Raw genomic sequence first — 13,941 nt, 5'->3', positions numbered from 1 at the left:
TCGCGAACAGCGGATAGGTGAAATATAGCAAGGAAGTGCATACGACTACGTAGCAAAAGTGGGAGAAACGTATGACCTGTGGATCAACATTCAAAAGCAGATTTGGGTTGCTTGCTGCACCGCGTCGCCGTTGTGCGCAAAAAACACGGATGTGGACGGGGGTAAGCAGAAGCAGGTTAAGCATTTTTTGCACAAAATAGGACTGTCGACACATACAAAAAGAGCCAGCATAAGCTGGCTCTTTCTTATAACGAGGGTTCGTTATTATGCGTCAGCGTGACGACGCTCACCACGGAATGATGAACGGCTGTCGCTACCACGGTCGCGGTTAAAGCGACGTTGTTCGCCTTCACCACGTGGAGCGCGGTCACCGCGAGGAGCACGATCACCACGGTTGTTACCACCGCGTGGGCCATTGTTGTCAAAACGACGGCCGCCGTTACCACCATTGCTGTTGCGATCACGGTCACCACCGGTACGACGGCGTGGTGGATCCATGTTCACTGAGCCTTCAACCAACTGAGCTTCAGTTGCTTTTTGGCGAATACGCAGTTGCTTAAGTTGACCCAATACTTCTTTTGGCATCTTCTTAGGAAGTTGCACGTAAGTGTGGCCAGTTGCTAGTTTGATAGAACCGATTGAGTTCTTATCAAGACCTAGTTCGTTCGCAATTGCACCAACGATGTCTTTAACTTGAACGCCTTGGTCACGACCAACTTGTAGTTGGTAGATATCCCAATCTTCAGCGTTGTAGCTACGACGCTCGCCACGCTCAGGACGGCTACCGTCACGAGGGCGCTCATCACGACGTGATTCACGACGTTTATTTTCACGCTCAATAGCAGCAACCATTGGGTCTGGGCCATTGTAGAACAACGGACGCTTACCTTGTTGGCGCTGAAGAAGCATTGCAGCAAGTGTTGCTGCATCAACGTCGATCTGCTCTTGAAGCTTCTCAATCAGACCAACGAATGCTTCGATGCTTTCTGATTGTTTTTGCTCTGCAAGGTCAGTCGCCAGTGCCGCTAGGCGACAAGCAGCAACTTTATCACGTGCTGGAAGCTCAAGCTCATCCATACGCGTTGAAGTTACACGTTCAATGGTGCGCAGCATGCGGATTTGGTTGGTACGAACCAACAGGATCGCTTTACCAGCACGACCAGCACGGCCAGTACGACCAATACGGTGAATGTATGACTCAACATCGAATGGGATGTCGTAGTTGAATACGTGTGTAATACGTGGAACGTCAAGACCACGAGCAACAACGTCAGTTGCGACTAGGATATCGATTACGCCACGTTTGATGTGGTCTACAGTGCGCTCACGCAGTGACTGTGGAATGTCACCGTGAAGTGCTGCAGCTTTAAAGCCACGTGCTTGCAACCAATCAGCCAGGCGCTCGGTATCTTGACGAGTACGAACGAACACGATTGATGCATCAGTTTCTTCAGTTTCAAGAAGACGAGCCATTGCTTCATCTTTCTCTACGCCTTTAACAACCCAGAATTGTTGCTCAACTTTCTCAACAGTACGGTTGCTACCTGCAACGTCAATGCGCGCTGGGTTACGTAGGAAACGATCAACGATTTCTTTAACGATTGGAGGCATGGTTGCAGAGAACAGTACGCGTTGCGCAGTTTCTGGTGCTTGTTCCATGATCCAAGTTACGTCGTCAACGAAACCCATTTTCAGCATTTCATCGGCTTCATCTAGTACGAAAGTTTTCACTTCGTCTAGTTGTAGACGTTCGCGGTTGATAAGGTCTTTAACACGACCAGGAGTACCAACAACAACGTGAGCGCCTGAACGCAGAGCACGCATTTGATCAACGATAGATGCACCACCGTAGATCTCTAGCACTTTCAAGCCAGCGATGTTTTTACCCAGAAGTTTAACTTCCGCAGCAACCTGAATAGCCAATTCACGAGTAGGCGCCATAACAATAGCTTGTGGCTTGTGTTGGTTCAGATCGATTTTGTTCAGAACTGGCAGTGAAAACGCGGCGGTTTTACCCGTACCAGTTTGTGCCTTGCCCAGTGCATCAGCACCAGTTAATAGAAGAGGAATCGAAGCCGCTTGGATTGGCGTTGGTGATACGAAGCCAATTGAATCTAAAGCGGAAAGAAGGTTTTCAGACAGATCTAACTGACGAAATTCAGTAACAGTATCTTGCATTGGGATCCCAATATATAGACTAAAGTAACGGGGCCCCTGTTAGCGGTTTTGCACTGTTATCCTTACTGATGCAGGGTCAAAATGAATTAAATCAAATGACTTCCTACTCACTGCAACAGCATCCAACGCTACGGGCCTCGACAAATGAGGCGAGAATTCTGCGCTAATAAACCAAAAAAAGCCAGAAAAAATTGAACAAGTTCACAATTCTTTCTACGACTGATGGCTTTTTGACTGCAAACGACTAATTACGTAGCAATTTGCTGTTAAATCAGGCAATCAAACTTCAAGGCAACGTTTTTTCTAGTCTACGCAATAGCGATTTTTCCCTAACTTTTCCGCCATCAAACACGCTTTTTCTGCTTTCTTTAACACTTTGCTTTGCAAACTGAACAAAGAAACACAATTGGTCGACAGCCCAACACTCAGTGTCACACGTTGATAAAAGGGGGACGCCTTGTTTTCAATATTTAGCGTATACGCTGTTTTTACAATTTTATCTGCAACCTCTTTCAACAGGACTTCATCATTGCAATGAACCAATAGAGAGAGCTTTCCAGGTTGGGTTGTGAAGAGCATGTTCAGTCCAACCGGTTTAATGATGGATTTCACCTCCCTCGCAATGGTTTGGAAAACCCGAATGGTTGCTTCTTCCCCATAGGCTTTCTGAAATGCTTTATAGAAGTCCATGCAAATAGAGAAGCTGGCAATATTCCGTCGTCTGTCTCTGGCACATGCAACAAAAGAGGCGAAACTCAAATCGAAGTAGCGTGCCCCCAGTAATCCCGTTGACGCATCATGAATACCTAGCCATTGATTTTGTGCATTGACCACGTCCACACGAGACTGCAGATACTCTAGGTCTTGAGTCTGACGACGGCAGTGTTCTTGTAACTGATAAAAGCGCTCATCCGCTTCTTCTGTTTCTCGGAGCTTTATGATTTTTTGACACACTGACGCAGCAAGCAATTTGATGGCTTCTTTTTTAGGCTCATCCAATGGCGATTTATAGATAAGGTTATCTGCCGCTATCCACCCTATGCATTCATCATTGTTCCACATCGCCATCATGATGTTCCAACCGATCCCGACTTGTTCCTGACCGAAGTACAATGGCACGTTCTCTTTCACGATGAGCTCATTCTTTCGTGCTAAGGCTTCTTCCATGAATGGGTTATTGGGTAAATTTTGGTTTACATCCGATCTGTCTATTGTATTACCGTATTTATCGGTGCCCCATGTCCCCCACATCATGCAGGTTTCCATGTCACAAAGAAAAATCGCCATACGGTCAATTTGAAGCCGGCTCTTTCCTAGCTCTACTGCAATACGGCATAACGAACTGATGGAGGTTGCCTTAGTAAAGCGAAGGGAAATCTCATGCAGACTTTTTAAATGAGAGAGCTGAGAGGCAAGCGTATGGTTATTCAACGCCAGATCGAGTTCATTTTTCTTACTGGATAAATGGAATTGATTAAGGTTGTGAGAAAGGATTCGACATTTTAATTGTCGTTCAGCGCGATCTTTTAGCCACAGTAAGCTGGATTCGGAAAATTTCTTCTCTTCATTAAACAATTCCACTTCCAGTAGCATGTAGCCAAGGATTTCTTCATTTTCATAAAGAGGGATAACCGCATGTTCCCACTGCATTGAACTTTGTCGCCATGCAGCATTGATAGGAAGTTCTGAAATGTATGAGCCGTCGTTTTCCTTCACGCTTTCAGCGAGCTTTTCCCAATCAATACGATAACCGCTGTATTCTTCTGCAGGGCGAAATTGTTGAAAGAAGCAAAACTCGCGCTGGGTTTGGCTGGCAACGAGTTTCAAACCTTCTTCATGCCAAATGAACAGAGCGATATTTTGCGCTTCGTTCCTCTGTCTAAGGCGATCAAAGACTTCTTCACACCATCCTTCTAACGAGTCGGCTTTCTTAACAATTCTTGTATGGCTGCTTAACTGCGCATTTTCCATCTATGCCTTCTCATACTTGGGACATTTCTCAAGTCATTCTGTCATTTCAAGAACATTAGGCATACTGATTACATCTAGTTTGGGAGGCTCCACTAAGTTTTTGCGCTATTCATCGTCGGAAATTCTAACGTGGTACACCTTGGTTTTAGCGTCCCGAATACGTATAGTGTGGCGGTTCACATTCTGAGACCAGGCTAATGTTTCAAGACAATCCGCTACTTGCACAACTAAAACAACAAATCAAAGAAAGCATTCCAAAGAAAGAAGGCACGATCAAAGCCACAGAAAAAGGTTTTGGCTTTTTGGAAGCTGACGATAAAAACAGCTACTTCATCCCACCTCCGTACATGAAAAAAGTCATGCACGGTGACAAGGTTGTGGCTCTAATTCGTACTGAAAAAGACAAAGAAGTCGCTGAACCCGATGCGTTGCTTGAGCAATCAGTGGAGCGTTTTATCGGTCGCGTTAAGCTTATTCGTGACAAATTGAACGTTGTTCCAGATCATCCTCAGTTAAAAGATGCTATTCGCGCGAAAACACGCAAAGGCATTAGCCACAGTGAATTGGCAGAAGGCGATTGGGTTGTTGCTAATTTAACGCAGCACCCTCTTAAAGGCGGTAACGGTTTCTTCTGTGAAATCAGCGAAAAAATCACCGACGCCAATGACAAAATCGCACCTTGGTGGGTAACGTTAGCAAAGCATAACTTGCCGAACCAAGAGCCAGCACCGCAAGCGCAATGGGACATGTTGGATGAATCACTCGTACGCGAAGATCTCACCCACGTTCCTTTTATTACGATTGACAGTGAATCAACCAAAGACATGGATGATGCACTCCACACCGTAGCGAACAACGATGGTACGTTTACACTGACCATTGCAATTGCAGACCCAACCGCTTACGTTGCCGAAAACACCGATCTAGATCGTCAAGCACGCGAGCGTGGCTATACCATCTACTTGCCTGGTCGCAATATCCCTATGCTTCCTCGTGAACTAAGCGATGACTTGTGTTCACTGCGTGAAAATGAAGTACGTCCATCACTTTGCTGCCGTGTCACCGTCGATACTGACGGCACCATCAAAGACGACGCACAGTTCTTCTCAGCGTGGGTTAAATCACAGGGCCGTTTGGCTTACGACAATGTGTCGGATTTCATCGAAACCGGTCACTGCGAGAAATGGCAGCCATCTGAAGTCATTGCAGAGCAAGTCACCGCCCTTCATGCCCTTGCTAAAGCACGCATGAACTGGCGTGAAACGAATGCTGTGACCTTCCCTGATCGCCCAGATTACCGTTTCGAACTTAGCGAAGACAATGATGTTGTTGCAATCCATGTGGATGCACGACGCATTGCCAACCGCATGGTTGAAGAATCCATGATCACCGCAAACATCTGTGCGGGTCGTGCGCTTCGCGAGCACTTTGGTTTCGGCGTGTTTAATACGCACGCGGGCTTCAACCCTGAAAAGATCGCAGAGGCGGTTGAACTGCTGAATAGCCATGGCGGCGAAACAGACGTAGAAACCCTAGCAACGCTAGAAGGCTTCAGTGCGCTACGTCGTTGGTTGAATGAACAAGACACGAGCTTCTTGGACAACCGCATTCGTAAGTTCCAATCTTACAGTGAAGTAGGCAACACCCCATCTCCGCATTTCGCAATGGGTCTTGATGTTTATGCGACATGGACTTCTCCAATCCGTAAATACGGTGACATGCTGAACCACCGCTTATTGAAAGCGATTGTGCGTGGTGAAACTGCTGCACAAACGCCTGATGAGCTCATTGGTGATGAATTGGCTTTGCATCGTAAGCACCACCGCATGGCGGAACGTGATGTTGCGGATTGGTTATACGTTCGCCTGTTGAAAGACAGCGTGGCGGCCAAAACAACCTTCACCGCTGAGATTTTCGACATCAACCGTGCTGGCATGCGTACGCGCCTACTTGAAAATGGCGCAATGGCCTTCATTCCAGGCTCATTGATTGTTGATAACAAGAAGCGTGTTGAATGTAATGGCGATCAAGGCACCATATCTGTAGATGGCAACAAAGCATTCCAACTGGGTGACCAAATAGAAATTGTATTGGCAGACATCAAAGAAACTACGCGTTCTATCGTAGGTAAGCCAACACGTGAATTTGCTGTCGTTGCTGAGAAGCTAGAAACAGAAGAAGCCGCTAAAAGCGAATAAGCGTTAGTGCATTAACTTCGCGGTTAAATTCAGAAAGCCAGACGACAGTCTGGCTTTTTTGTATCTGTCGTTTGAGAAGCGAGAAGCGAGAAGCGAGAAGCGAGAAGCGAGAAGCGAGAAGCGAGAAGCGAGAAGCGAGAAGCGAGAAGCGAGAAGCGAGAAAATATCGAACGAATGCGAGTGAATCACAAACGTTAGGCAATAAAAAACCCGGTCCATGTGCCGGGTTGGTTACTCATTTTAACTTTTCAATGCCGAAGCAACGTAAAGTCCAGCTATGCAGTAACGCCAAAATTGGACCAATCACTAGGCTGTCGGCGACCAAACCAAAACCTGATGACTGTATGTGTCCATAAATGATCCACTCAAGGCAGATCTTTTTGTTATTAACTTGTTCTCAATTGGACAAACTATCTGGGCAGCAATAACAGCGTGTAAAGATTCGCGTTCTAACCTTTATTGCTGACCGAAATCTCTTTTCACAAACCAGCTTACTGTATCTACTCAATCTCGATGCGACCAGCATCTCACATTTGAATCATCATTGCAAAAGCCATGTGCCCTGTCGCACATTAATGCTTGGCTAAACAATATCTTTAAACTCAGTGTCTTAATAAAAGAATAGTCAGGATTCTTTCCTTAAGCAAAACACAATAAAAGAAATTTTTACACATTGATGTGTCAGCGTTATTTAACGATAAGGAACCAATCACACCGGATATCAATGGCATGTATATTAACTAAACAGAGGCCACGCCGCTGTCTCATTGCCTAGAATTTAGTGCGAGATATGATTCACACACTGATGTAAAGCGTGTTTGTAGACGTCAGTTAAAGCGCTTTGGGTAAATAAAAGAAAACCGCAAATGACAAATCATTGCGGTTATATGTGCAGAAATCACCTGCTAATGGACTCGAACTCGGTAGTATTGAACCTAAACTAAAATGGCTTCTGCGCTTTCAGTTTCTCGATCTCTCGCACAACATCCTTTTGTGTTAAGCCAATATCATTCAAAAAATGCGGATCGTTTTTTCTTCGCTCAAGAGAAGAAATTAACGCGTGCTTTCGCCATAACAACCAAACGGCATGAACCATACGTGCTAACACATTGCGCTTAAATTGCTCAAACGGTGTTTTGCTCTCAGAGCCTGTTACGTGTGAATTTTTTGCGCTATTGATTTTCATGCTTCACCCCGCTTATCGCTTTTAGACCTCTTGCTTGACAGATGCATTTTTAACCAATTAAATAATTAAGAAAAGCCAATACTTTTTGCCTAATACTTCAAAGGAGTTGAAGTAATGACAAACTTCGATCTAGACCAACTCAGAACCCTCGTCGCCATCGTTGATTGCGGTAACTTTGCCGCGGCTGCCAATAGTGTCCACCGAACACAGTCGGCGGTGAGTATGCAGATGAAAAAATTGGAAGAAGTTTCCGGTGTAGCACTCTTCCAAAAGAAAGGAAGACGCCATGAACTCACCACACACGGATTAACGCTAGTGAGCTATGCCAGACAAATGCTTCAACTCAATGATGAAGCGCTCGCCCACTTTCACTGCCCTGATATGAATGGTGTGGTGAAATTAGGTGTCTGTGACGACTACGTAAACCTTGTATTTCGCCGTATTCTTAATGGATTTACCGAGAGATACCCAAATCTGCAGCTTTCCGTTCAAAGCAACAGCAGCCAACGCTTACTCAGACAAGTTGTTGATGGCAGGTTGGACTTAGCGTTAATCAATATCCACGACAATACCTATCCGGCGACCCCTTTATTTACAGAAAAGCTGGTTTGGGCAAAAAGCAAGCATGTCACCTTTTGTAAAGATCGCCCCATTCCTATCGCGATTGAAAGTGATTGTCGCTGGGGAAGGCTGGCATTGGAGTTACTTGATCGTGCAGGTGTACCCTATCAGGTTGTGCTGTCAGCTGCGGATTTCCATGGCCTTAATGCAGCCATAGAATCTGGTATGGCCGTTTCTCTTATTGCCGCTTGCTCTGTGACAGACAAGATGGATCTGCTCGACTGGATAAATAACGATAACCTTGAAACATCCATCGCAAGCGGGTTATGCCTCAAACCTGGCGCGAGTGAGCCCGCCGTTTTAGCACTTTCAGACTATATTACTGAGTGGTATTTGCGTAGAAATCAGACCGCGGCGTAGAAAGTTGCAAAAATACGCATCAAAGATGAGACATTATGCCTACCGCTGAATAGAGGCTCTTGCGCATCGTCATTTGCACTTTTAGACTTTTCACATTATTTGGACTAGCTAGTCGATATTTCTATGCGTTTCTCACCGAATTATCAACGCCGACTGTTCACTGCCATTTTCGCAATGGCAGGCGTGGCGCTTTCTGGCTGTGAATCCACATCATCGTCCGAGCAAGGCCTCAACTCTCATCACTACACGACGCCACGCCCTGACACCCTTGCTGCATTTGGCAGCTTGGAATCTCCCACCAATGTCGCACTCAGTGCTTACTATGAAGAATGGCAAGGCACGCCCTACCAATGGGGCGGTGTAAACAAAAAAGGCATCGATTGTTCAGCCTTTACGCAGATTGCGTATCGCACCGTTTTTCAACACGCCCTACCAAGAACAACACGTCAACAAGTCAAATTGGGCGACAAAATAACATTAAATGCAGCGAAGCATGGCGATTTGGTGTTTTTCAAAACAGGGCCACAACGTTTTCACGTCGGGATATACGTGGGTGAGAAGCAATTCATGCACGCATCGTCGTCAAAAGGTGTCATTATCTCGCGTCTCGACAACCCGTATTGGGCGTCCAAATTCTGGCAAGTTAGACGATATTCAACGCCCTCGCTGCTCGTTAAAAACTAACCACTAAATCTACATTCCCTAACGACAAAGCCACCTTATATTCCGCCAGTTTCAATGGCGAATCGTCTTACCAAGGGATCACAGAATGATCATGGTGATACAGTTGTCCACTGTCACTGGCGGTCATGGAGGTAAACAGACTCACAATGCGTGATGCCGTCATCTCTGGATAATATAGCTTTTCTTTGGGCCAGTTTTTCGTGAACGGTTCAGACAAATCACTGGGGGTTGTTCCAGGGTGCATGGCAATAACACTGCTTTCCGGTGACTTTCGCCCCCACTCAATGGCTAGATTTTTGATAAACATATTCAACGCCGCTTTTGACATTCTATAGCTGTACCAACCACCCAGCCCATTGTCTTCGATGCTCCCTACTTTTGCGCTTAATGATATCCAACGTACCGAGGACTTGCGATTTAGCAAAGGTGACAACGCTTGAGCAAGAACCACAGACGGAAGCACATTGATACGCATGGATTCATGCAGCCATGCTTCATCCAACTGCATAAGATTCTTCTCAGGTTGATACGTCTGATTGTGGAGCACGCCTGCACATTGAATCACCCCGTATAATGTCGAGATATGCGGCGTGAGAAAGCCGGTAATCCTCTTAACATTGCCTTGATCTGTCATATCAACACATAGATGCTCGTCCGATGGATCACCATGGCGGCTGATGCTGATGACGTGATAACCCTGACACCTCAGTGTATCAATAATTGCACGACCAATCGTTCCATGTGAGCCAGCCACCAATACTGTTTTCTGCATCCTCACCCCTTAATTCGTTCTGCTAATATATTCTAAACGTATGATTTTCATTCAAACACAGCAAGAAAATGATCTTTCTCCACGCCCATGCGTACTTTTTCCTGCTGTTTATCATTGGAATTCTTTTATATGGCTCAAGAGACCATTTTGATCACAGGTGCAGGACAACGCGTCGGCTTAGCCCTTGCCCAACATTTTTCAGAACTCAATTATCACGTTATTGTGTCTTACCGTACGGAACACAAAGCAATTTCTGATTTAAGAGAACGTGGCGTGGAATGCATCCATGCGGACTTCTCCACCAACGAAGGCATCACATCTTTTGCAAATCACATTGCGGGTTTAGGCGTTCACGTCCGTGCATTGATACACAACGCATCAGACTGGAATGCAGAAAGCCAAACCGATGACTACCCCGCGTTGCTTGATCAGATGATGCAAATTCATGTTAAAACACCTTATTTGCTCAATTTGGCGTTACACCCGTTCTTAAAAGGATCAACCACAGGCAATGAAACCGGGAGCGCCGACATCATTCACTTTACGGACTACGTAGTACGCAAAGGAAGTGCCAAGCACATTGCCTATGCAGCAAGTAAAGCTGCACTGGAAAACCTCACCCTTTCATTTGCACAGAAACTGGCGCCTAGAGTGAAAGTGAATAGCATCGCCCCTGCCCTTATCATGTTTAATGCGGGCGATTCTGAGAGCTATAAAAAGAAAGCCCTTTCTAAGTCATTGATGGGGATAGCACCTGGCGAACGTGAAGCAGTAAACGCCGTAGACTTCATCCTAAAAAGCGCATACATGACGGGTCAAAGTGTCAACTTAGACGGCGGTCGCGCGCTCAAGTAATTCACCAAAATAACGGATATCGATTATGCAAAACGCCATCATTACTATCACGAACCTACGTCTTCGCACTTATATTGGTTTCAATGATGAAGAGCAACAGAAGAAGCAAGACGTCGTCCTCAACATCGAAATTCATTACCCCGGCGAAAAAGCCTGTATGAACGACAACGTTGAAGACGCACTGAATTACAAGGTGATCACAAAAACCATTATCGATCACGTGGAAAATGGACGATTCCTGTTGCTCGAAAAATTAGTTTCTAGTGTTCTAGACATTACGACGGAGCATCATTGGGTAACATACTCGCGCGTAACCATAGATAAGCCCCATGCTTTAAGGTTTGCGGACTCAGTGTCACTCAGTTTAAGTTGGCAAAAGCCGCAATAAAATGGCGAGTTGTTCAGCAAAATTGGACAGCTAGCCCAGAGTTCATTCTATTTTTTCGAACAAGTTGTTCAATCGTGGCTGGTTATACTCTCGCCACGATTAATTATAATTCTCATTAACAACAATACATCGGAAACAAAAAGGAATGGATAACCCTTCACACTACAATTTGACGCTGCGCGTCATTCATTGGTTAACAGCACTTGTCGTTGTCGGACTTTTTGCCGTTGGTTGGTGGATGGTTGATCTGACGTATTACAGCAGTTGGTATAAAACAGCCCCTTTCTGGCATAAATCTATCGGTATTTGCCTTGCTGCTTTAACTGTATTCAGATTGGTTTGGCGCATCGTTAAAGGCACACCAGCAATCGAAGGAAAACCGTTGGAAAGAAAAGCAGCACACGCTGCACACCATACGATTTATCTTCTTCTGTTCGTCATTTTTGTTTCAGGTTACCTCATCTCTACCTCTGATGGTCGAGCAATTGAAGTCTTCAATGTCTTCTCTGTGCCATCAATGGGTGAGTTATTTCCAAATCAATCTGACATCGCGGGTGCGGTTCACTATTACGCTGCATTCACGCTCATTGGCTTAGCCATTTTACATGCTGCCGCTGCCATAAAGCACCATGTCATCAATAAAGACAATACATTACGGAAAATGATCGGAGACAAGACATCATGAAGAAAACACTATTAGCTCTAGGACTTGCAGCTGCCACTTTGTCACCAACTTTTGCGATGGCTGATGACTACGTTATCGACACAAAAGGTGCGCATGCGTCAGTAAACTTCAAAGTTCCTCACTTGGGTTACAGCTTTATTAAAGGCCGCTTTAACGATTTCAGCGGCGAATTTTCCTACGACCCAGCCAATGTAACGGCATCAGAAATTCAAGTGACTATCGATACAACAAGTCTTGACTCGAACCATGCTGAGCGTGACAAGCACTTACGCAGCGATGACTTCATCAATGCATCGAAGTTTTCTTCAGCGACGTTTAAAAGCACCTCTATAGCAGAAAACGCAGACGGAACACTCACAATCAATGGTGATTTGACGCTACACGGCAAAACCAAACCTATTGCCATTGCTGCTAACTTCATCGGCGCAGGTGAAGACCCATGGGGCGGTTACCGTGCGGGTTTTGAAGGTACTACACGCCTAGAGCTGGCTGACTTCGACATCCCTGTCGTAGGTGCATCAAGCTTTGTTGACCTAGAGCTTCACGTTGAAGGTGTGCGTAAATAATCACAACGCAACCTGCTCACTTTATTAGTTTTATTTAAGGCGGATATGACATCCGCCTTTTTTCTTTTCCTTTTTCATCCGTCAATTTCCTTTTAAAATCACACCCTAAAATGCCCTCTCCCCGCCACAACTGTTACAGTTTTTAAACCCTCTACGCTTTCACGTTTTAGATAAGATCTATGTCACAAAATCTCATTAACTGCGCGCGTATGGTAGTGGGCTAATTTTCATAATCACGAGGGTTGCTATGTTTAATCCGATTCTATTCCGCCACAAACTTCATCGCTCCCCCGAACTTTCTGGTTCTGAAAAAAGAACGCATGAGCTCCTTGTGAAAACCTTACGAACATTTGGCTATTCGCCCATTGAAGATGTAGGTGGGCACGGTGTAGTGGTGAAAATAGACAGCGGATTGCCGGGCCCTCACTTACTTTTTCGAGCAGACACGGATGCGCTTCCCATTAACGAAATCGCCGTCCATCAGCATAGTTCTGAACATGACGGCATCATGCATGCATGCGGCCATGACGGGCATTCTGCGAGCCTCATGGCATTGGCATATCGATTATCATTGTTCACCTTGCAGCGTGGCACCGTGACGATGATTTTCCAGCCATCAGAAGAAAATGGTCAGGGTGCGCTCGCGATGCTAAGCGATGAGAAATGGGATAAGGGGAAAATTGACTATGCCTTTGGATACCACAACGTTCCAGGTTATCCATTGGGGCAAATACTGTGTCGAGAAAATACATTTGCTTGCGCTTCTTCGGGGGTGTCCATCACCTTTAAAGGCAAGACAGCACACGCGGCGTACCCAGAGAGTGCAATTAACCCAACATTTGCTATTCGGGAGCTCATGCAAGACATAGACGTTCTCCCTATCACATTGGGTGGTCTAACGATGGCAACCCTTGTCCACGTAAACCTAGGACAACCAGCATTTGGCACGACACCAGAATCAGGGCAACTCATGGTGACACTACGAAGTGATAGTAATAAATGCTTCCAACAATTGTGTGAAGGACTTGAGGAAAGAGCGAAGGCATATGCAGATCGCGACGGATTAACGCTTGATATTGATTGGGACGATAATTTCAACGCAACCATCAATCACAGTGAAGCCAACATGTTGCTAAAACAAGCCTGTAAGGACATTGGTTTTCATTATGCCGATCTCAATGAACCCATGCGTTGGTCAGAAGACTTTTCAGCTTACTCCGCACAATGGCCATCGGCTTTCTTTGGCCTAGGTAGTGGTACAGAGCACCCACCATTGCATGACCCACATTATGATTTCCCTGATACCCTCATCGATATCTCTAGCAAAATCTTCGAACAAATCATCAGAGACATGAACGGACTTAGATAGCATTTATTCTCTCGTTCTCCTTAGTATCGCTTGTTTCTTATGAAGACCTTTATGCTTAACACCTTTTGTTTGATGCAAAAAAAACGGCTCACCGAAGTGAACCGTTTT

General features: G+C 45.5%; 12 protein-coding genes. 8 read left to right on the top strand and 4 right to left on the bottom strand.

Annotated elements, in window-relative coordinates:
- Positions 1-264: 264 nt before the first annotated feature.
- Complete coding sequence (locus BM082_RS01355) at positions 265-2,178, bottom strand: DEAD/DEAH box helicase (protein WP_017009931.1); 1,914 nt, start codon at positions 2,176-2,178, stop codon at positions 265-267.
- Between the two features lie 303 nt (positions 2,179-2,481).
- On the bottom strand, positions 2,482-4,149 hold the full coding sequence (locus BM082_RS01350; protein WP_017015526.1) for a GGDEF domain-containing protein: 1,668 nt from the start codon (positions 4,147-4,149) through the stop codon (positions 2,482-2,484).
- Positions 4,150-4,346: 197 nt separating this feature from the next.
- On the opposite strand from BM082_RS01350, the gene BM082_RS01345 reads away from it, so the two are divergent.
- Entirely contained in the window at positions 4,347-6,347 is a 2,001-nt protein-coding gene (locus tag BM082_RS01345) for an exoribonuclease II (RefSeq protein ID WP_017015524.1), read from the top strand.
- Positions 6,348-7,287: 940 nt separating this feature from the next.
- Here BM082_RS01345 and BM082_RS01340 read toward each other — a convergent pair.
- Complete coding sequence (locus BM082_RS01340; RefSeq protein ID WP_017015522.1) at positions 7,288-7,533, bottom strand: hypothetical protein; 246 nt, start codon at positions 7,531-7,533, stop codon at positions 7,288-7,290.
- 114 nt (positions 7,534-7,647) lie between these two features.
- Here BM082_RS01340 and BM082_RS01335 point away from each other — a divergent pair, with 114 nt between their 5' ends.
- Both BM082_RS01335 and BM082_RS01330 read left to right on the top strand, forming a co-directional pair.
- On the top strand, positions 7,648-8,514 hold the full coding sequence (locus BM082_RS01335) for a LysR substrate-binding domain-containing protein (protein WP_017009935.1): 867 nt from the start codon (positions 7,648-7,650) through the stop codon (positions 8,512-8,514).
- 174 nt (positions 8,515-8,688) lie between these two features.
- Complete coding sequence (locus tag BM082_RS01330) at positions 8,689-9,198, top strand: C40 family peptidase (RefSeq protein ID WP_371734810.1); 510 nt, start codon at positions 8,689-8,691, stop codon at positions 9,196-9,198.
- Positions 9,199-9,265: 67 nt separating this feature from the next.
- On the opposite strand, the gene BM082_RS01325 is transcribed toward BM082_RS01330, so the two are convergent.
- A complete protein-coding gene (locus BM082_RS01325) occupies positions 9,266-9,970 on the bottom strand; it encodes an SDR family NAD(P)-dependent oxidoreductase (RefSeq protein WP_017015520.1) in 705 nt (234 codons plus the stop codon).
- A gap of 129 nt (positions 9,971-10,099) precedes the next feature.
- On the opposite strand from BM082_RS01325, the gene folM reads away from it, so the two are divergent.
- From folM to BM082_RS01300, 5 genes are all read left to right on the top strand, one after another.
- Positions 10,100-10,825 carry a dihydromonapterin reductase gene (gene folM, locus BM082_RS01320; RefSeq protein WP_017009938.1) on the top strand — a complete coding sequence of 242 codons (726 nt, stop codon included), beginning with the start codon at positions 10,100-10,102 and terminating at the stop codon, positions 10,823-10,825.
- Between the two features lie 22 nt (positions 10,826-10,847).
- Positions 10,848-11,213, top strand: a complete 366-nt coding sequence (gene folX, locus BM082_RS01315) for a dihydroneopterin triphosphate 2'-epimerase (protein WP_198928635.1) — start codon at positions 10,848-10,850, stop codon at positions 11,211-11,213.
- Between the two features lie 145 nt (positions 11,214-11,358).
- A complete protein-coding gene (locus BM082_RS01310) occupies positions 11,359-11,898 on the top strand; it encodes a cytochrome b (RefSeq protein WP_017009940.1) in 540 nt (179 codons plus the stop codon).
- Positions 11,895-12,464: a YceI family protein gene (locus BM082_RS01305; RefSeq protein ID WP_017009941.1), complete on the top strand. Its 570-nt coding sequence runs from the start codon at positions 11,895-11,897 to the stop codon at positions 12,462-12,464. Before BM082_RS01310 ends, BM082_RS01305 begins: the two co-directional genes overlap by 4 nt.
- A gap of 247 nt (positions 12,465-12,711) precedes the next feature.
- A complete protein-coding gene (locus BM082_RS01300; RefSeq protein WP_017015519.1) occupies positions 12,712-13,833 on the top strand; it encodes an amidohydrolase in 1,122 nt (373 codons plus the stop codon).
- The last annotated feature ends 108 nt before the right edge of the window (positions 13,834-13,941 follow it).

This window comes from Enterovibrio norvegicus DSM 15893, assembly GCF_900115495.1.
In the GTDB taxonomy this organism is placed as follows: Bacteria; Pseudomonadota; Gammaproteobacteria; order Enterobacterales; family Vibrionaceae; genus Enterovibrio; species Enterovibrio norvegicus.
Note: the sequence above shows the minus strand (reverse complement) of the source record. Positions and strands in the feature narration are given on the sequence as shown.

What these genes read in the sequence shown, in the direction of transcription:
- BM082_RS01355 (WP_017009931.1), bottom strand. Translation starts at nt 2,178, where the DNA reads ATGCAAGATACTGTTACTGAATTTCGTCAGTTAGATCTGTCTGAAAAC.
- BM082_RS01350 (WP_017015526.1), bottom strand. Translation starts at nt 4,149, where the DNA reads ATGGAAAATGCGCAGTTAAGCAGCCATACAAGAATTGTTAAGAAAGCC.
- BM082_RS01345 (WP_017015524.1), top strand. Translation starts at nt 4,347, where the DNA reads ATGTTTCAAGACAATCCGCTACTTGCACAACTAAAACAACAAATCAAA.
- BM082_RS01340 (WP_017015522.1), bottom strand. Translation starts at nt 7,533, where the DNA reads ATGAAAATCAATAGCGCAAAAAATTCACACGTAACAGGCTCTGAGAGC.
- BM082_RS01335 (WP_017009935.1), top strand. Translation starts at nt 7,648, where the DNA reads ATGACAAACTTCGATCTAGACCAACTCAGAACCCTCGTCGCCATCGTT.
- BM082_RS01330 (WP_371734810.1), top strand. Translation starts at nt 8,689, where the DNA reads ATGGCAGGCGTGGCGCTTTCTGGCTGTGAATCCACATCATCGTCCGAG.
- BM082_RS01325 (WP_017015520.1), bottom strand. Translation starts at nt 9,970, where the DNA reads ATGCAGAAAACAGTATTGGTGGCTGGCTCACATGGAACGATTGGTCGT.
- folM (WP_017009938.1), top strand. Translation starts at nt 10,100, where the DNA reads ATGGCTCAAGAGACCATTTTGATCACAGGTGCAGGACAACGCGTCGGC.
- BM082_RS01310 (WP_017009940.1), top strand. Translation starts at nt 11,359, where the DNA reads ATGGATAACCCTTCACACTACAATTTGACGCTGCGCGTCATTCATTGG.
- BM082_RS01305 (WP_017009941.1), top strand. Translation starts at nt 11,895, where the DNA reads ATGAAGAAAACACTATTAGCTCTAGGACTTGCAGCTGCCACTTTGTCA.
- BM082_RS01300 (WP_017015519.1), top strand. Translation starts at nt 12,712, where the DNA reads ATGTTTAATCCGATTCTATTCCGCCACAAACTTCATCGCTCCCCCGAA.